Here is a 16,105-nt window from a genome sequence, read left to right on the forward strand (position 1 = left end):
GCCGTCACGGTACCAACAACACGACCGACCGGTCGTTTATTTTCTTGTGGGCAGTGTCACCGTCACGGTCAGCCCGCCACCATCGCGCGGCCCGGCGTCCACGGAACCGCCGTGGGCGGTCGCCACCGACCGGACGATCGACAGCCCGAGACCGGTGCCGTGCGCCGATCCGGTCCGCGAGCGCAGCCGCCGGAACGGCTCGAAGAGTCCCGGGATCTCGTACGGCGGGACGACCGGGCCGGTGTTCGAGACGGTGACCCAGGTCGGGCCGGTCGAAACCCAGACCTGGCCGTCGGGCACGTTGTAGGCGAGCGCGTTGTCGACCAGGTTCTGCACGACCCGCTCCAGCAGCACCGGATCACCGACCGTCGGCGCCGGCTGTAGGGCAACCTCGATCGGCCGTTCCCCCACCACATGCCGCGCCACCTCGGCCAGGTCGACCGGGTCGTGGACGGTCAGCGCCTGCTCCGAGGCGACGAGCGTGAGCAGCCCGTCGATGAGCCGCTCGTGCCGCGCGTTGACGGCCAGCAGCGTCTCCCCGAGCTGCACGAGCTCCGGCGGCGGGGACGGCCGGCCGAGCGCGACCTCGATCAGCGTCCGGTTGATCGTCAGCGGCGTGCGCAGCTCGTGCGAGGCGTTCGCGGCGAACCGGCGCTGCCCGTCGAAGGCCTGGTCGAGCCGCTCCAGCATGGAGTCGAACGTGTCGGCCAGCTCCTTGATCTCGTCGGCCGGGCCCCGCAGCGCGATCCGCTCGTGGAGGTTGCCGCCGGCCACCCGCCGGGCGGTCTCGGTGATCCGGCCGACCGGCCGCAGCGCCCGCTCCGCCATCAGCCAGCCGAACCCGACGCCGATGACCGTCACCAGGCCGAGCGCGATCGAGCCCTGGGTGATGAGCGCGTCGAGGGTGTCCTGCTCGATCCGCTCCTGGCGGGCCTGCAGCTCCTTGATGAACTCGTTGACCCGGATCTGCTGCTGGCCCAGGTCGACCTTGATCTCGGCCGGCAGGCTCGACACCGAGCCGGAGTTGCGCTGGTGGATGTTCTGCTTGACCAGCAGGTACGTCAGCCCGAGCAGGATGGTGCCGCCGAGCAGGAAGAGCACGCCGTAGAGCAGCGTGAGCCGGGTCCGGATGCCGAAGTGCCTCATCGGATCTGGTACCCCACGCCGGGGACGGTCTCGACGACCGGCGGATCGCCGAGCTTGCGCCGCAACGTCATCACCGTCACCCGGAGCACGTTGGTGAACGGGTCGATGTGCTCGTCCCAGGCGCGCTCCAGCAACTGCTCCGCCGAGACCACCGCTCCGGCCGCTCGCAGGAGCTCCTCCAGTACCGCGAACTCCTTGCGGGTCAGGGCAACATAATGCCCGGCGCGGAAGACCTCGCGCCGGTTCGGGTCGAGGCGCAGGTCCCCGCGCTCCAGCACCGGCGGGGTGGCGGCCCGCGCCCGCCGGCCAAGCGCCCGCACCCGGGCGACGAGCTCGGCGAACGCGAACGGCTTGCCCAGGTAGTCGTCGGCGCCCAGGGACAGCCCGTCGACCCGGTCGGCCACCGCCGAGGCGGCCGTGAGCATGAGGATCCGCGTCTCCGGCAGGGCGTTGGCGACCCGGCGGCACACCTCGTCGCCGTGCACCTCAGGCAGGTCGCGGTCGAGGACCACCACGTCGTACTCGTTGACGCCGAGCCGCCGCAGCGCGCCGTCACCGTCGTAGGCCACGTCGACCGCGAACGACTCCCGCCGGAGCCCCTCCGCGACGGCGTCGGCCAGCAGCTGTTCGTCTTCCACCACGAGAACCCGCACGCCGTCCATGGTGCCGCCACCGCCCGTAAGCGGGGGATAAGTCGCCGCGCTGACGGCCGTCTTATGGCCGCTGCCCTGCACTGTCCGGCATGAAGAAGACCATCGTGTTGCTGACGGTGCTGCTCCTGGCGGCCTGCTCGTCCGCACCCGGGCCATCCGTCGCGAGTGCTGGAGGAAGCGCCTCGGTATCGGCGTCTCCGGACAAGGCCGAGGCCAACCGGCAGTTCGCCAAGTGCATGCGGGAGCACGGCGTCGACGTGCCCGACCCCGGTCCGGACGGGAACCTGGACATCGCGCCGGGCGCCGACCGGTCGAAGGTGCTCAAGGCGAGCGAGGCCTGCCAGCAGTACCTGCCCAACGGCGGGACGCTCAAGAACCTCTCGCCCGAGCAGCTGGAGCAGGCCCGCGCCTTCGCCAAGTGCATGCGCGAGCACGGCGTCAACATGCCGGATCCCGATCCGGACACCGGGATCAGCTCGTTCCTGAAGAGCGACATCGACCTCAACAGCCCGGCCTTCAAGTCCGCCGCGGAGGCGTGCAAGGGGACGGTGGGCCGGTGAAGCGGCTTTGGTGGTTGGCCCTTCCGGCGCTGGCGGCCGCGGCGGTGATCTTCTATCCCCGCGCTTCGGAAGACCCGCCCCCGGCCGCTCCGGCGACCACGAAGATCACCCGCGGCACGCTGACCACGACCGAGGACGTGGACGGGACGCTCGGCTTCGGCACGCCCACGACCGTCGTCGGGCGGCTGCCGGGCATGATCACCGGATTGCCGGGCGAGGGCAGCACGGTGCAGCGGGGGCAGCAGTTGTACCGCGTGGACGGCGGCCCGGTGCTCCTGTGGTACGGGACGGCCCCGCTGTACCGCACGCTGAAACCCGGCGACGAGGGCGCCGACGTCGCCACGTTCGAGGCCGGGCTGGCGGCGCTGGGGTACAAGGGGTTCACGGCCGACGACTCCTACACCTCCGCCACCGCCGACGCCGTGCGCGACTGGCAGGAGTCGCTGGGCCTGCCCCGCACCGGCACGGTCGAGGTCGGCCGGATCGTCGTCGCGCCCGCGGCCGTGCGCATCGGCCAGGTCAAGGCCCACCTCGGTGACAGCGCCACGACCGCGGTTCTCGACTGGACCGGCGCGACCCGCGTGGTGACGGTGAAGCTCGACGTCACCAAGCAGGAGCTGGCGTCGGTCGGGGACGCGGCCGAGGTACGACTGCCCAATGACACCGTCGTGGACGGCACCATCAGCGCGATCGGCGCGGTGGCCACCGCGTCCGTGCAGGGGAACACGACGACGGTGACGGTGGACGTGACCGTCACCCTCGCCGCGCAGGACAAGCTCGGCACCTACGACTCGGCGCCGGTCGACGTGACCCTCGTGTCGGAGTCCCGCGCGAACGTCCTGACGGTGCCGGTCGCCGCGCTCGTCGCGCTCGCCGAGGGCGGCTACGGCCTGCAGATCGTCGACGACGCCGGCGGCGTGCGCACGGTCGCGGTGAAGACGGGTCTCTTCGCCGCCGGCCGGGTCGAGGTCTCCGGGCCCGACCTGTCGGAGGGCCTGACCGTCGGGGTGGCAGCATGATCTCGCTGCGCCGGGTGCGCAAGGTGTACCCCGGGGGCGTCACCGCGCTGGACGGCGTCGACCTCTCGATCGCGGCCGGCGAGAACGTCGCCATCGTCGGGCCGTCCGGCTCCGGCAAGTCGACGATGCTGCACCTCATCGGCACGCTCGACCGGCCCTCCTCCGGCACGGTGTCGATCGCCGGGCAGGACGTCGCGACGCTGGGCGACGCCGAGTTGAGCCGCCTGAGGGCCACCACGATCGGCTTCGTGTTCCAGCAGTTTCACCTGGCGGTCGGGGTACCGGCGCTGGACAACGTGGCCGACGGGCTGCTGTATGCCGGGGTGCGTCTCGCTGAGCGGCGGCACCGGGCCGCGCTGGCGCTGGAGCGGGTCGGGCTGGGGCACCGCCTGAACCACAAGCCGCATCAGCTCTCCGGCGGTGAACGGCAGCGGGTGGCGGTGGCGCGGGCGCTGGTCGGGTCGGCGCCGCTGCTGCTCGCCGACGAACCGACGGGAAACCTGGATTCCGCGTCCGGGCGGGCCGTGCTCGACCTGCTCCTCGGCTTGGAGGGCACGACGGTCGTGATCATCACCCATGACCGGGAGATCGCCGCCGCGCTGCCCCGCCGGGTCGAGATGCGCGACGGGAGGATCCTCTGATGCGGCTCTCGTTCTGGGACGTCGTGCGGGTCGGCGGGTCCGGCCTGCGGGCGCGGCCGCTGCGGGTCGTGCTGTCGGCCCTCGGCATCGCGATCGGCATCGCGGCGATGGTGGCCGTGGTCGGGATCTCCACGTCCAGCCGGGCGCAGCTCGATCGGGAGCTGGCTGCCCTCGGTACCAACCTGTTGACCGCCGGACCCGGCAAGTCCTTCTTCGGCGACGACGCCCACCTGCCTTCCTCGGCGGAGGCGATGGTCGCCCGCATCGGTCCGGTGACGTCGGTGTCCGCGACCGGCCAGGTCAAGCCGGCGCGCGTGTACCGCACCGACCGCATCCCGGCGGCCGAGTCGGGCGGCATCGCGGTGCTGGCCGCACGGCCGGACCTGCCGGCCACGGTCGGCGCCACGGTCCGGGCCGGCACCTGGCTGACCGCGCCCACCTACCCGACCGTCGTGCTGGGCTCCCGCGCGGCGACGCTGCTCGGCCTCCAGGACGGCCTGGGCCTGTCGGTCTGGCTCGGCGGCCACTGGTTCACGGTGGTGGGGATCCTGGATCCGGTACCGCTCGCGCCCGCGCTCGACACCGCGGCGCTCATCGGCTGGCCGGCCGCCGAGCAGGTCCTCGGCTTCGACGGGTACGCGACGACGATCTACGCCCGCGCCCGCGACGACGCCGTCACCGCGGTCGCCGACGTCCTCGCCGCCACCGCGAACCCCTCGGCGCCGAACGAGGTGCAGGTCTCCCGGCCGTCGGACGCCCTCGCCGCCCGCGAGGCGACCGACGCGGCATTCACCGGCCTGCTCCTCGGCCTCGGCGCGGTCGCGCTGCTGGTCGGCGGGGTCGGCGTGGCCAACACGATGGTCATCTCGGTGCTCGAACGGCGCGCCGAGATCGGCCTGCGACGATCGCTCGGGGCGACCCGCGGCCAGATCCGGCTGCAGTTCCTGACCGAGTCGCTCCTGCTGTCCACCCTCGGCGGCGTGGCCGGCGCCGCGCTCGGCACACTGGTCACGCTGGCGTACGCGGCCTGGCGGGACTGGCTGTTCGCGGTGCCGCCGTGGGCGCTGCTCGGTGCGGTGCTGGCAACGCTGCTGATCGGCGGTCTGGCGGGCCTGTACCCGGCCGTCCGGGCGGCCCGCCTCTCCCCCACCGTGGCGCTGTCGGCTACGTGATGATCGTCCGGAGCGCGACCTCGACCATCTGACCGAAGGTCTGCTCCCGCTCCTGGGCGGTGGTCCGCTCGCCGGTCTTGATGTGGTCGCTGACGGTGAGCAGCGTCAACGCCTGCGCGTTGTAACGTGCGGCGATGGTGTAGATGGCGGCGGACTCCATCTCCACGGCGAGCACCCCGTAGTCGGCGAGGCGATCGTAGAGGTCGGGCCGGTCGGTGTAGAACGCGTCGGCGGCCAGGATCGGCCCGACCCGCATCTCGATACCCTGCTGCCCCGCCACGTCGACGGCCGTCCGGAGCAGCCCGAAGTCCGCCACGGGCGCGTAGTCGATCAGCCCGTCGAACCGCTGCCGGTTCATCATGGAGTCGGTGCTGGACCCGATGGCCGCCACGACGTCGCGCAACTTGAGCGACTCGACGAGCGCCCCGCAGCTGCCGACGCGAATCAGCCGCTTGACCCCGTAGTCGTTGATCAGCTCGTGCGCGTAGATGCTGGCGCTCGGCATACCCATGCCCGACCCCTGGACGGACACCTCGACCCCGTCGTACGTCCCGGTGAACCCGAGCATGTTCCGCACGGTGGAGTAGCAGCGGGCATCTTTGAGGTAGGTCTCGGCGATCCACTTGGCCCGGAGGGGGTCTCCGGGCAGCAGCACCCGCTCCGCGATCTCGCCCGGCTGGGCCCCGATGTGCGTGCTCATACCCGTGATCCTGCCAAATGCCGGTCCCGTTGGTGGCGGCGGTGGGGGGTCATGTAAGGTCTTCGGCGGTGGCGTGTCCGAGTGGCCTAAGGAGCACGCCTCGAAAGCGTGTGAGGGTTTACGCCCTCCCGGGGTTCGAATCCCCGCGCCACCGCCCTTGGCCAGCCCGAACGCCCGGCCGTCCGACCAGGACGCAGCCGGGCGTTCGGCGTTTCAGTCTCGTTTTCGACAACGCCCCCCCCAGCAGCGCATGCGTTGCGTGACGGCCAAGACGGATAGCCTTGTGGGCGGATGAGCGAGCCGCCGAAGCAACCACGAGCCAGGGCACGGTGATCATGTCTTACCACCCGATGACCATGGCCGAGCTCGCCGCGCGTTGCCCTCCGTCGCCGTACGCCTCGGGCAGGACCCGGCCAGCTCGACGCCAAGATCGCGGCCACCTCCATGATCAATGGAGAGTCCTGGCTGCCATGGCGACCAGAACCCTCCATCGATCATGAACACGCCGGGCGGGTCGAGGCCCGGGGCGGGTACGGAGAGCGCCGGGTCAGGCGCGCATCACCGTGGCGATCGGGATTCGGGCTGCCCGCGCGGCGGGGATCGCGCCGCCCAGGAGGCCGGCCACCAGGCCGGCGATGACGCCCGCTACGCCGGCCTGCCAGGGGAAGGTCATGTCGCGTAGCTCCGGGACGCGGGACGCGAACATGCCTGATGCCACGTCCAGCGCCAGCACCGAGAGCCCGATCGCGGCCCCCGCGGTCAGTAAGCCTGTCAGCAGGGTCTCGGCCAGGACGATCCCGGCCAGGAGGGATCTCGGGGTGCCCACGGCTCTTCGCAGGGCGAACTCCTCGACCCGTTCGCCCACCGTGGCCAGGCCTACGTTCAGGATGCCGGCCACGCCGATCAGCAGCACCAGCGCTGCCATGCCCAGGAAGATCCAGCGGATGATCGAGAGCTCCTGCTCGATCGTCTTGCGGGCGTCCACCACCTGGACCTGGAGGGCCTCGCCGGGGACACCGGCGGCGGTCAGGCGGTGGAGCAGGAGGCGTTCGGTGTCGGATGCCGACGGGGAGAGCAGCACCAGCAGGCCGCCGCCATACTGGCCGCCGGCCGAGGATGGGAGCCAGTTTCGCAGCTCGTCCATGCGGACGTAGGCCGTCGGCTGGGGGTTGCCGTCGTCCACCACGCCGATGATGCGCGGGGTCGGGTTGGCGGTCGCGCCCTCCATCCGCATCTCGGCGGGGACGACGTGCTCGCTGAAGCCCTTGGCGGCCTCCTTGTTGAGCACCAGCCGCGGAGAGAACGACGGGGGGCCGGACTCGTCGAGCCAGCTGCCGCTCACCGGGCGGAAGGGGCGGAACTGGCGGACGTCGCCCGACACGCCGTTGAGGACGACCTCGATGGCCTGGCCCTTCGGGGGGATGTCGCCCGCGTTGACCGGGACCGGGCGGCACAGGCCCGACTGGTCGCACTGCATCTCGAACGAGCCGGGCATGGGAGCGTAGCCGTAGCCGGCCTCGTTGTTGAACGGGGCCGCGCCCGGGTTGATCGGGGTGACCTTGGGCTCGCCGATGATCGCCTGGTAGCTCATGATCGCCGAGGCGCCGGGCTTGCCGCCGATGGTGTCGAAGGTGGTCGCGACGGCGTCGCCCATCGGCGGCACGTAGAGCTGCCGCGTGCCGTCCTTGCCCGCGTGGAGCTCCAGGTCGGCGAGGCGGAGCGTCTTGGCGGTCTCCGCGGCCGCCTGCACGGCGACCACAGCCAGTACACCCAGGAACAGCGAGATCATGGACAGGAAGGTGCGCATCTTGCGGGCTCGGATGCCCTGCCCGCCGATGATGACGGCCGACCGCAGCCGGCCCGACAGTCTGATCATGCCGGCTCCAGCACGCCGTCCTGCAGGCGCAGGACCCGGTGCATCTTGGCGGCGTGGGCCTGGTCGTGCGTCACCAGCACGAGCCCGCAGCCGCGCTCGGTGGCGGCGCGCATGACCTCGACGACCAGGTTGCCGGTCTCGGTGTCGAGCGCGCCCGTGGGCTCGTCGGCGAGCAGCACGCTCGGGTTGCGCACCAGCGCCCGCGCGATCGCGACCCGCTGCTGCTCGCCGCCGGACAGCTTGGCCGGGCGGTGCTTCGCGAGGTGCGCGATGCCGACCTGGTCGAGGGCCTCCAGCGTGCGGGCCTTGCGCTTGCGGCGCGGCAGCCAGCCCTGGCCGTTGACCAGCGCCATGGCCACGTTTTGCGCGGCGGTGAGGTGCTTGAGCAGGAAGAACCGCTGGAACACGAAGCCGAACTCGGCGCTGCGCAGCGAGGCGGCCTTGCGCTCGGGGATGCGGGCGAGGTCGCGGCCGCCCATGAAGTAGTGGCCGGTGTCGGGCCGGTCGAACAGGCCGATGAGGCTCAGCAGCGTGCTCTTGCCGGAGCCGGAGCGGCCCAGGATGGCCACGCTCTCGCCGGGCTCGACAGTGAGATCGACGCCCGCGAGGATGGTGCGCGGCTGCTGCTGGCCCTTGAGCGTCTTGGTGACGCCCACCAGCTCGATCAGCGGGCTCACGACTTGCCCGGGAACGGCATGCCGCTCTGGTTCTGCTTGGCGGCCGGCAGGCTCGGCCCGGGCACAGCGATCGTCTCGTCGCCGGTGAGCCCGGACTTGATCTCGATCACCTTGCCGTCGGTGAGGCCCAGCGTGACCTGCCGCACCTCGCGCGACTGGTCGGGATTGACCACCTCGACCTGGCCCGTGCCCTGCGAGCCGGCGACCGCCTCGACCGGCAGCACCAGCACGTTGCTCGCCTTCGCGGTGACGATCTCGACGGTGGCGGCGGCGCCGTTGATGAGCTTCGCATCGGTGGGACCGATGCACACCAGCCGCATGCCGGTCGACTCCGACGGCTGCTGCGGGTTCTTCTCGACGACCGGCGGGGGCGCGCTCGCGCTGGGATTGGCCGCCGGTTGTTTGGGCTCAGGAATCGTACCGGCGGGCAGCGCGGCCAGCGTCCCCAGCACCGCGCAGGGAAATGGCCCGGGGCCGCTCTTGATCTGCGCCTGGACCGACGCCAGGGTGTCGCTGATCTGGTACGCCTGGGTGCCGTCGATGTCGGCGACGATCCCGTAGCCGACGTGTTTGGCGGACACGATCGGCATCCCGGCGGTCACCTTCGACCGGTCGTCGACCAGCCGGCCCGTGAACAGCGCGCCGGCGGGGACCTCGATCGGCGTCGCCTTGCCGTTGGCCCACACGTTGGCGACCTTCGTCGGCTTGGTCGGCGTGGACGTCGGCGCCTTCACGTCGAGATACCGCACCTCGCCGTCGACCGGCGCGACCAGCCCGAACGTCGGCCCGAGCTGCACCTTGCCGGTGAGGCTCACCCGGTTGGTGAGGTCCTGCCGGGTCGCCTTGACGGTCGTCATGGCGGTGCCGCGCTCGGCGAGGCTGGGACTGGCCGACGACTCGGCACTCGACGGCGTGCAGCCGGCGAGCAGGCCGAGGGCGGTGAACAGAAGCAAGAGTCTTCGCACCGGTGCAACCCCCAGATCGAGCCGATCGAAGCCCGCCCAGGGTATCGACCAAAACCGGTCCGTGGGTGCCCGGAATTGGGTGATCGCGAAAATACCACCCTGGGTCATCGACACCTCCACACCACAGTGGACGGTGTGAGCCCGGGCGGACGTTGTCATGATTTTGAAGATAGCCGACAGTCAATATGACAGCGCAGGCATACCTTGCATTGATGAGAATCACTCTCGCTGCCGTTACCGCCATGGCGGCAGCCGTTCTCCTCGTTCCCGCCGCGCCCGCGAGCGCGGCCACTCCGGACCGGTGGGGCTTCGCATTCGTGAAGGACCCGACCACGGTCGCCTGGACGCCGCTGCCGGCGGCGTACCAGTACGGCAGCTGGATGACGTTCGCCCCCGGCCTGCAGGCCGACGGCATCAAGATCGCGACCGGCCGGTTCCTGGTCCGCTTCCCGCAGATCGGCGCCGGGAGCCGGGGCGTCCCGCACGTCACCGCCGTCAGCGCCGACGGCCGGTTCTGCGAGGCGGTCCGCTGGTACGGCAGCGGCGCCGACCAGATCGTCGAGGTGCAGTGCTTCAAGCCCGGCGGCGGCCCGATCGACAGCCAGTTCACGGTGCTGTGGACGGTGAGCTCCGGGACGACCCCGGCCGGCGGGTACGCGTCGGTGCAGGTCAACTCGCTCGGGGCGATCGTCCAGCAGTACAACTCGACCGGCAGCGCCAACTCGGTGACGCCGAGTTCGCCGGGGTACTACCAGGTCCGCTTCAAGAGCGTCGGCGCGCTCGGGGTGCAGTCCGGCAACCTCCAGGTCACCGCCGTGCAGCCCAACGCCCAGCCGCGCCGGTGCAAGGTCGCCCGGTGGGGATGGAGCGGTACCGACGTGATCGCCGTCGTCGCGTGCTTCAACCCGGCCACGGGCGCACTGATGGACTCCGAGTTCACCGCGTCGTTCCATCGGGAGCGGTCGGTCTACGCGGCGCTCTCCCCGCCGAAGTACTTCGGCTACGTCGCCAGCTGGGCGGCCGGCCAGACGAACTTCAACGGCATCTACGGCTTCGGCGCCAACGGCATCGGCGGGCCCGTCGTGAAGTATCCGGACCTGCACCAGAAGCAGACCCACGCGCAGGTCACCGCGTTCGGCGACACGTCGGGCTACTGCGGCCTGAAAGACCTGTGGCTCGATGCCGGCGGCACGGCGGTCGTCACTGTCGCCTGCTTCACCAACGCCGGCGCGCCGGTTGATCTGCCGTACCTGTCGACCTTCAGCTCAAGCGTCTAGGCAAGGGCGGGGCGGCGCCTGCCGCCCCACCCGCCACGCGCCAGGCCCGGTAGGTGAACGTCGTGCCCGCCGCCGCATCTCACCCGGACAAGGGCCGACCGGTTGACATGATCTGGGCTAGGGTCGGCGGCGGTGAGCATCGGGGCGTACCTCGCACTCGCCGCCATGGGCGCGTTCCACGGCCTGAACCCGGGCATGGGCTGGCTGTTCGCGGTGGCGATCGGGTTTCAGGAGCGGAGCAGGCTGGCGGTCCTGCGCGCCCTGACCCCCATCGCGGCCGGCCACGCCCTGTCGATCTTCGTGGTGGCCGGCCTGGTCAGCGCCCTGCAGTCGGTCCTGGCCACGCGCGCCGTCGCGATCGGGGGCGGCGCGGTGCTGGTCGGCTTCGGCCTGTGGCGCGCATTGTCCAACCGCCATGTCGGCCCGGCCGGCCTGCGCCTGTCCCCGCTGCAGCTGACGGGCTGGTCGTTCCTGATGACGAGCGTCCACGGCGCCGGCCTCATGCTCGTGCCGGTCCTGGTCGCGAACCCCCCGGCAACCGGTCACGCACACGTCGCCGGCGGGGCCTCGCTGTGGACCGGCCTGCTGGCCACGGCCGTACACACGCTGTCGATGGTCGTTGTGGCCGGCGCCGTGGCCCTGGCCGTCTTCCAGGTCATGGGCCGCCCAATCCTCCAGGCGCCGTGGCTGAGCCTGGACCGGGTGTGGGCGGTGGCCCTGGTGGGCGCGGGGATAGCGACGGTCGCGGTGTCGCTCTAGCGTTCCGCGTCGTAGGCCGCCTGGGCCTGCGAGATGCCCGGCATCTCGGCCTCGACCAGGTCGATGAGCTCGGTCAGCTTGTCGGCGATGCGTTTGCCGGCGGCGGTCAGGCTGTACTCCACCCGGGGCGGGATGGCGCTGAGCACCGAGCGCGTCACCAGGCCGTCCCGCTCCAGCGCGTGCAGCGTCTGGGACAGCATCTTCTCGCTCACGCCGTCGACCCGGCGGCGCAGCTCGTTGAAGCGGTGCGTGCCCTCCAGCAGCGCGGCCAGCGTCAGGATTCCCCACCGGCCGGCGACCGTGTCCATGACGGGACGCGACGTGCAGTTTCGCGCGAACACGTCGAACACCAACTCGTCCCGAGGGGCCATGACCATAACGATAACCGACGGGTTGCACTTTCTAGAAGTTAGTGCCTACAGTTCGGCTAGCACTTACCGAAGGAGCGATCCCATGACGATCACCGTCACCGGCGCCACCGGCCACCTGGGCCGGCTCGTCCTCGCCGAGCTGCGACGAGCCGGCCGGGACGACGTCGTCGCGGCCGTCCGCGACACCAGCCAGGACCTCGGCGTCCCGAGCCGGCTGGCCGACTACGACCGCCCGGAAACCCTCGACTTCACGGGCACCGACGCGCTGCTGTTGATCTCGGCCACCGACATCGAGCGGCGGTTCCCGCAGCACCGGGCGGTGGTCGACGCGGCCGTCCGGGCGGGCGTCGGGCTGATCGCCTACACGAGCATCACCGAGGCCGACACCACGGCGATCCCGATCGCGCCCTCCCACAAGCTCACCGAGGAGTACATCCGGGCGTCCGGCCTGCCGTTCACGTTCCTGCGCAACAACTGGTACATCGAGAACTACACCGCCAACCTGGCGTCCACGATCGAGCACGGCGTGCTGCTCGGCGCCGCCCGCGAGGGCCGGATCGCGGCCGCGACCCGGGCCGACTTCGCCGCCGCGGCCGCGGCCGTCCTCGCCGGCGAGGGCCACGCCAACAAGATCTACGAGCTGGGCGGCGACCACGCCTTCACGCTCGCCGAAGTGGCGGCCGCGATCAGCGCCCGCGCCGGCCGCGAGGTCGTGTACCGCGACCTGCCCGAGGACGACTACGCCCAGGCCCTGATCGGCTTCGGCGTGCCGGAGGGCTTCGCCCGGGCGCTCGCCGCCTCCGACGCGGTCATCGCCGAGGGCGGCCTCGACGTGGTCACCGGCGAGCTGAGCCGCCTCATCGGCCGCCCGACCACGACGATCGAGGAGGCGATCCTCAAGGCGTAGGAACCAGGGAACCGGTGGGTGCTCCCATGCGTGTACGTACCGTGGGAGCGCCGACCATCACGGGGATCACCGACTTCGAAGCGTTCTACCGCGCCGAGGCCGACCGGCTCTATCGCGCCCTGGCGGTCACCCTCGGCGATCCGCACCTGGCCCGCGAGGCGGCCGACGAGGCGATGGCCCGCACGTACGCGCGCTGGAGCCAGGTGCGGGACCACGAGAATCCGGGCGGATGGGCGTTCCGGGTCGGACTGAACTGGGCCACCTCCTGGTGGCGCAAGGTCCGCCGGGAACGCCCCCTGCCGCCGCCGGACCTCGCCGACCCGGCCGCCCAGGAATCCGGGGATCGTCACGCGCTCACCGCATTGCACCGTCTCCCGCTGCCGCAGCGCACCGTCATCGTGTGCCGCGTCCTGCTGGACCTGTCCACTGTGGAAACCGCGGCGGTGCTCGGCATCGCCGAGGGCACCGTCAAGAGCCGGATGGCGCGCGGCCTCGCCGAGCTGCGCCGCGTGCTCGGTGAGGAGCGCTAGATGACCGACGAGCTGACCGACGAGCTGACCGAGGCCGTCCGGGGCGCGGCCCGTGCGGTACCGCCGAATGCCCCCGACCTCGAAGGCGTCCTGCGTCGCCACAAGCGCCGGCGCCGGCGCCACGCGCTCTCCGCGGCCGCCGCGGCGCTCGCGGTGCTGCTTGCCGGTGCGGCAGTTGTACTGCGAGAGCCCGCGCCCACCAACCCGACCCTCGACCCGTCCCCGTCCCCCGTGACGTCGACGGCAGCGGCGGCACCCGGCTTCCAGCGGCTGAACCTCGACTTCCGATCCGCCCAGATCGCGGGCGACAAGACCCGCTCGGTCGGCGTCCAGCAGCCGCCGGGCCTGCTGGAGCTGGCGCCGGACGGCCGCACGATCCTCTCGGTACCCCTGCCGGACGTGGTCGACGACGCCCGCAACCACATCCTGCTCCCCGACGGCCGCACGGTCCTGCTGGGCAGCAAGGACCTGAAGCCGGGCACGAAGAGGACCGACGGCGTGGACGTCACCGACCTGGAGATCCGCCTGGTCGTCCTGAGCCCGGCCGGCGCCGTGACCCTGTCGCGCAACGTGCGGATCCAGGGCCAGGACGTCGGGCTGGTCGGCGCCACGGCGACCGAGGCGTACCTGAGCCGCCCGGCCGGCATCGTGCGCCACGACCTGGCGACGGGCGCCGAGCAGCCGCTGAGCGGAGCCCCCGCCGACACCTTCATGATCGAATCCGGCCTGGCCCTGACGCTCGACGTGACGACCTGCCAACTGGGCGTCCACGCGCTGGCGACGGACATCCTGATGACGACCCTGCACCTGCCGACGAGTTCCTGCGGCACCTTCCACCAGGTGCGGATCTCCCCGGACGGCCGGCTGCTGGCGACGGCCACCTGGGACCCGTTCTCCGCCGCCGTGCCGTCGGTCGCCGTGTGCCGTCTCGCCGACAGCAGGGCCGCGGTGTATGAACTGGCGGGCCGCGCCGGCGACCCGCCGGGCGTCCTGGGCCTGGCCTGGTCCGGCTCGACCCTGCGGGTGGCGCAGGCGGTCCTCCCGCCGGACGCGAACCGCATGTACCCGCTGGCCGAGGTGCTGAAGACCCGCGACATCGAAACCGGCTTCTAGCGCACCGGGCCGCCCTCGCCGCCCTCGCCGCCCCCACCCTCGCCGCGCCCGCCGCCTCGCCGCGCCCGCCTCCCTCGTCCGCCTCCCTCGTCCGCCTCCCTCGTCCGCCGCGATCTTGGAGTTGTGGTCCCGTTTATGTCCGTCTTTGTCCGACAAATCCGGGACCTTAACTCCAAGATCGCGGCGGGCGAGGGAGGCGAGGGAGGCGAGGGAGGCGAGGGAGGCGAGGGAGGCGAGCGCGGCGAGGGAGGCGGGGGCGGCGGGGGCGGCGGGGGCGGCGGCGTCCCACCGGCCCGAGGCCGGGGTTCGGTCAGGCCGCGTAGGCGATGTCCATGTCCGGGGCCCGCAGGATGTTCGACTGGACGTACACCAGCTCGATCGTGCAGTTGGTGTAGAAGCCCGGCAGCGGGATCGGCGGGGGCGGGAACGACGGGGTGAAGGTCAACGGCAGGATGCCCAGCACGTTCGCCGAGAACTTCGAGGTGTAGAACTTCACGTCGCCCTCGACCGTCAGCGAGGAGCTCTTCGTGAGCAGCAGCTTCGGTGCGCCGGGGGTCTGCAGCAAGAACGGGGTCGACGTCGACTTCTTCATGCTGAAGGCCAGCACCTTGACCTTGCTGCCGTCCTTGCGCTCCAGCTCGGCCACGCCGTCGTAGGTCAGGCTGTCCATCGTCATGACGTCGGCCTTGAGGATCGACGGGGCCGCGGCCACGTGCGGCTGACCCGGGGCGACCTCGGCCTTCTTGTCGTTCGGCGGGGTCGACGACGGGGCGCAGCTCGGGGCCCTCGACGGCGTCCGGGTCGTGGTCCTGGTGGCCGACGGGCTCGCGGCCGGGGCGGTGGTGGTCGTGGCGGCCGGGGCCGCCGCCGTCGGTGCGGGGGTCTTGTCGTCGCCGGTGAAGAGGTCCTTGAACCAGTCCAGCAGCGTGGGGTCCTCGGTCTTCGTCGGCGACGGCGACGGCGACGCGGACGGGGACGGTGCCGCGGAGGGGCTCGCCCCCGGGCTCGGCGCGGTGGCCGAGCCCGACGGGCGAGCGGTGGGCTGTGCGGTGGGGTTGCCGCACGGGGCGGCGTAGGCCGCGCCCGGATGGTGGGTCGCGCCGGCGATCGAGGCCGCCAGCACGATCGCCAACAGGAGCGGGCCGATCGCCCGGCGCCGCGGCAGGTGGCCGGGGCCGGACGGGGGCACCTCGTCGTCGGCGCTGCCGGCGCCGTGCAGCGGGCTGTACTCGGCGGTCGGCAGCTCATCGGTCAGCACGCCCGACGACGGGCGATCGAACATGTCGTCCAGCAGCGCGTCCTCGTCATCCGGCTCGTCGTCCGCATCGGCGGAAGCGGAAGCGGAAGCGGGATCGGGAACGGGAGCGGGATCGGGATCGGGATCGGCGCCCGGCGACCAGGAGGCGGCCAGGCCGCCGCCCACCACGCCGAACACCATGCCGAGGAAGAAGCCCCCGAGGTTCAGGCCGATCAGCGAGTACAGCGCCGTCAGCGTGCCCAGGATGCCGTAGAACAGGCGCTGGCCGGGCGAGAGCCAGGTCAGCAGCCCGCACAGCAGCATCATCGCGGGCAGCACGTACGACAGGAACCCGGTCGGTCCGAAGTGGACCTCCAGGGCGAGCTCGAGGTTGGCGCTCAGGAACAGTTCCAGGCCCGAGAGCAGCAGGAACAGGCCACCCCAGAACGGCCGCTGGGCGCGCCATCGGCCGAAGCCCGCAAGGAAAGAGGTGGTCACGGAC

Annotated in this window: 17 protein-coding genes and 1 tRNA gene; 10 read left to right on the forward strand and 8 right to left on the reverse strand. The window is 71.8% G+C overall.

The features are described 5' to 3' along the window. Nucleotides 1-36 precede the first annotated feature (36 nt). Both IEZ31_RS08060 and IEZ31_RS08065 read right to left on the reverse strand, forming a co-directional pair. Nucleotides 37-1,146, reverse strand: coding sequence for a sensor histidine kinase (locus IEZ31_RS08060; protein WP_190249117.1), 1,110 nt, complete (start codon nucleotides 1,144-1,146; stop codon nucleotides 37-39). After that, a complete protein-coding gene (locus tag IEZ31_RS08065; RefSeq protein WP_190249118.1) occupies nucleotides 1,143-1,799 on the reverse strand; it encodes a response regulator transcription factor in 657 nt (218 codons plus the stop codon). The genes IEZ31_RS08060 and IEZ31_RS08065 overlap by 4 nt, the downstream gene beginning before the upstream one ends. 89 nt (nucleotides 1,800-1,888) lie before the next feature. Here IEZ31_RS08065 and IEZ31_RS08070 point away from each other — a divergent pair, with 89 nt between their 5' ends. The 4 genes from IEZ31_RS08070 to IEZ31_RS08085 are packed head-to-tail and all read left to right on the forward strand — an operon-like array spanning nucleotide 1,889 to nucleotide 5,191. After that, complete coding sequence (locus IEZ31_RS08070) at nucleotides 1,889-2,359, forward strand: hypothetical protein (protein WP_190249119.1); 471 nt, start codon at nucleotides 1,889-1,891, stop codon at nucleotides 2,357-2,359. Next, complete coding sequence (locus tag IEZ31_RS08075; protein ID WP_190249120.1) at nucleotides 2,356-3,378, forward strand: peptidoglycan-binding protein; 1,023 nt, start codon at nucleotides 2,356-2,358, stop codon at nucleotides 3,376-3,378. The genes IEZ31_RS08070 and IEZ31_RS08075 overlap by 4 nt, the downstream gene beginning before the upstream one ends. Further along, entirely contained in the window at nucleotides 3,375-4,019 is a 645-nt protein-coding gene (locus IEZ31_RS08080) for an ABC transporter ATP-binding protein (RefSeq protein ID WP_190249121.1), read from the forward strand. Before IEZ31_RS08075 ends, IEZ31_RS08080 begins: the two co-directional genes overlap by 4 nt. After that, nucleotides 4,019-5,191 (forward strand): ABC transporter permease, encoded by a 1,173-nt coding sequence (locus IEZ31_RS08085; protein ID WP_190249122.1) that lies wholly within the window; start codon nucleotides 4,019-4,021, stop codon nucleotides 5,189-5,191. Before IEZ31_RS08080 ends, IEZ31_RS08085 begins: the two co-directional genes overlap by 1 nt. Here the strand turns inward: IEZ31_RS08085 and deoD are convergent. Beyond that, nucleotides 5,184-5,891 carry a purine-nucleoside phosphorylase gene (gene deoD, locus IEZ31_RS08090; protein ID WP_190249123.1) on the reverse strand — a complete coding sequence of 236 codons (708 nt, stop codon included), beginning with the start codon at nucleotides 5,889-5,891 and terminating at the stop codon, nucleotides 5,184-5,186. The genes IEZ31_RS08085 and deoD overlap by 8 nt on opposite strands. A 67-nt stretch (nucleotides 5,892-5,958) precedes the next feature. Between deoD and IEZ31_RS08095 the strand changes: the two genes are divergently transcribed. Next, a tRNA-Ser gene (locus tag IEZ31_RS08095) sits at nucleotides 5,959-6,045 on the forward strand. A 393-nt stretch (nucleotides 6,046-6,438) separates the two neighbouring features. Here the strand turns inward: IEZ31_RS08095 and IEZ31_RS08100 are convergent. The 3 genes from IEZ31_RS08100 to IEZ31_RS08110 are packed head-to-tail and all read right to left on the reverse strand — an operon-like array spanning nucleotide 6,439 to nucleotide 9,409. Further along, entirely contained in the window at nucleotides 6,439-7,767 is a 1,329-nt protein-coding gene (locus IEZ31_RS08100) for an ABC transporter permease (protein ID WP_190249124.1), read from the reverse strand. Further along, entirely contained in the window at nucleotides 7,764-8,444 is a 681-nt protein-coding gene (locus tag IEZ31_RS08105; RefSeq protein ID WP_190249125.1) for an ABC transporter ATP-binding protein, read from the reverse strand. The genes IEZ31_RS08100 and IEZ31_RS08105 overlap by 4 nt, the downstream gene beginning before the upstream one ends. Continuing rightward, nucleotides 8,441-9,409, reverse strand: a complete 969-nt coding sequence (locus IEZ31_RS08110) for an efflux RND transporter periplasmic adaptor subunit (RefSeq protein ID WP_190249126.1) — start codon at nucleotides 9,407-9,409, stop codon at nucleotides 8,441-8,443. The genes IEZ31_RS08105 and IEZ31_RS08110 overlap by 4 nt, the downstream gene beginning before the upstream one ends. 212 nt (nucleotides 9,410-9,621) lie before the next feature. On the opposite strand from IEZ31_RS08110, the gene IEZ31_RS08115 reads away from it, so the two are divergent. After that, on the forward strand, nucleotides 9,622-10,686 hold the full coding sequence (locus IEZ31_RS08115; protein ID WP_229834444.1) for a hypothetical protein: 1,065 nt from the start codon (nucleotides 9,622-9,624) through the stop codon (nucleotides 10,684-10,686). Nucleotides 10,687-10,818: 132 nt separating this feature from the next. Further along, on the forward strand, nucleotides 10,819-11,445 hold the full coding sequence (locus IEZ31_RS08120; protein WP_190249127.1) for a hypothetical protein: 627 nt from the start codon (nucleotides 10,819-10,821) through the stop codon (nucleotides 11,443-11,445). Here IEZ31_RS08120 and IEZ31_RS08125 read toward each other — a convergent pair. After that, nucleotides 11,442-11,816 (reverse strand): winged helix-turn-helix transcriptional regulator, encoded by a 375-nt coding sequence (locus tag IEZ31_RS08125; RefSeq protein WP_229834445.1) that lies wholly within the window; start codon nucleotides 11,814-11,816, stop codon nucleotides 11,442-11,444. The genes IEZ31_RS08120 and IEZ31_RS08125 overlap by 4 nt on opposite strands. Before the next feature lie 82 nt (nucleotides 11,817-11,898). Here IEZ31_RS08125 and IEZ31_RS08130 point away from each other — a divergent pair, with 82 nt between their 5' ends. Genes IEZ31_RS08130 through IEZ31_RS08140 form a run of 3 tightly spaced genes read left to right on the forward strand, consistent with a single transcriptional unit; the run spans nucleotide 11,899 to nucleotide 14,366 of the window. Then, nucleotides 11,899-12,723 (forward strand): SDR family oxidoreductase, encoded by an 825-nt coding sequence (locus IEZ31_RS08130; RefSeq protein WP_190249129.1) that lies wholly within the window; start codon nucleotides 11,899-11,901, stop codon nucleotides 12,721-12,723. Nucleotides 12,724-12,749: 26 nt separating this feature from the next. Further along, a complete protein-coding gene (locus IEZ31_RS08135) occupies nucleotides 12,750-13,253 on the forward strand; it encodes a sigma factor-like helix-turn-helix DNA-binding protein (protein ID WP_190249130.1) in 504 nt (167 codons plus the stop codon). Continuing rightward, nucleotides 13,254-14,366: a hypothetical protein gene (locus IEZ31_RS08140; protein WP_190249131.1), complete on the forward strand. Its 1,113-nt coding sequence runs from the start codon at nucleotides 13,254-13,256 to the stop codon at nucleotides 14,364-14,366. It begins immediately after the preceding gene. Between the two features lie 310 nt (nucleotides 14,367-14,676). On the opposite strand, the gene IEZ31_RS08145 is transcribed toward IEZ31_RS08140, so the two are convergent. Continuing rightward, entirely contained in the window at nucleotides 14,677-16,101 is a 1,425-nt protein-coding gene (locus IEZ31_RS08145) for a DUF6114 domain-containing protein (protein ID WP_190249132.1), read from the reverse strand. Between the last annotated feature and the right edge of the window lie 4 nt (nucleotides 16,102-16,105).

Source organism: Dactylosporangium sucinum (genome assembly GCF_014647515.1).
GTDB lineage: Bacteria > Actinomycetota > Actinomycetes > Mycobacteriales > Micromonosporaceae > Dactylosporangium > Dactylosporangium sucinum.

Excerpts from the sequence above, each read along its gene's own strand:
- IEZ31_RS08130 (WP_190249129.1), top strand. The coding sequence starts at position 11,899 with ATGACGATCACCGTCACCGGCGCCACCGGCCACCTGGGCCGGCTCGTC.
- IEZ31_RS08100 (WP_190249124.1), bottom strand. The coding sequence starts at position 7,767 with ATGATCAGACTGTCGGGCCGGCTGCGGTCGGCCGTCATCATCGGCGGG.
- IEZ31_RS08125 (WP_229834445.1), bottom strand. The coding sequence starts at position 11,816 with ATGGCCCCTCGGGACGAGTTGGTGTTCGACGTGTTCGCGCGAAACTGC.
- deoD (WP_190249123.1), bottom strand. The coding sequence starts at position 5,891 with ATGAGCACGCACATCGGGGCCCAGCCGGGCGAGATCGCGGAGCGGGTG.
- IEZ31_RS08115 (WP_229834444.1), top strand. The coding sequence starts at position 9,622 with ATGAGAATCACTCTCGCTGCCGTTACCGCCATGGCGGCAGCCGTTCTC.
- IEZ31_RS08140 (WP_190249131.1), top strand. The coding sequence starts at position 13,254 with ATGACCGACGAGCTGACCGACGAGCTGACCGAGGCCGTCCGGGGCGCG.
- IEZ31_RS08060 (WP_190249117.1), bottom strand. The coding sequence starts at position 1,146 with ATGAGGCACTTCGGCATCCGGACCCGGCTCACGCTGCTCTACGGCGTG.
- IEZ31_RS08070 (WP_190249119.1), top strand. The coding sequence starts at position 1,889 with ATGAAGAAGACCATCGTGTTGCTGACGGTGCTGCTCCTGGCGGCCTGC.
- IEZ31_RS08085 (WP_190249122.1), top strand. The coding sequence starts at position 4,019 with ATGCGGCTCTCGTTCTGGGACGTCGTGCGGGTCGGCGGGTCCGGCCTG.
- IEZ31_RS08135 (WP_190249130.1), top strand. The coding sequence starts at position 12,750 with ATGCGTGTACGTACCGTGGGAGCGCCGACCATCACGGGGATCACCGAC.
- IEZ31_RS08080 (WP_190249121.1), top strand. The coding sequence starts at position 3,375 with ATGATCTCGCTGCGCCGGGTGCGCAAGGTGTACCCCGGGGGCGTCACC.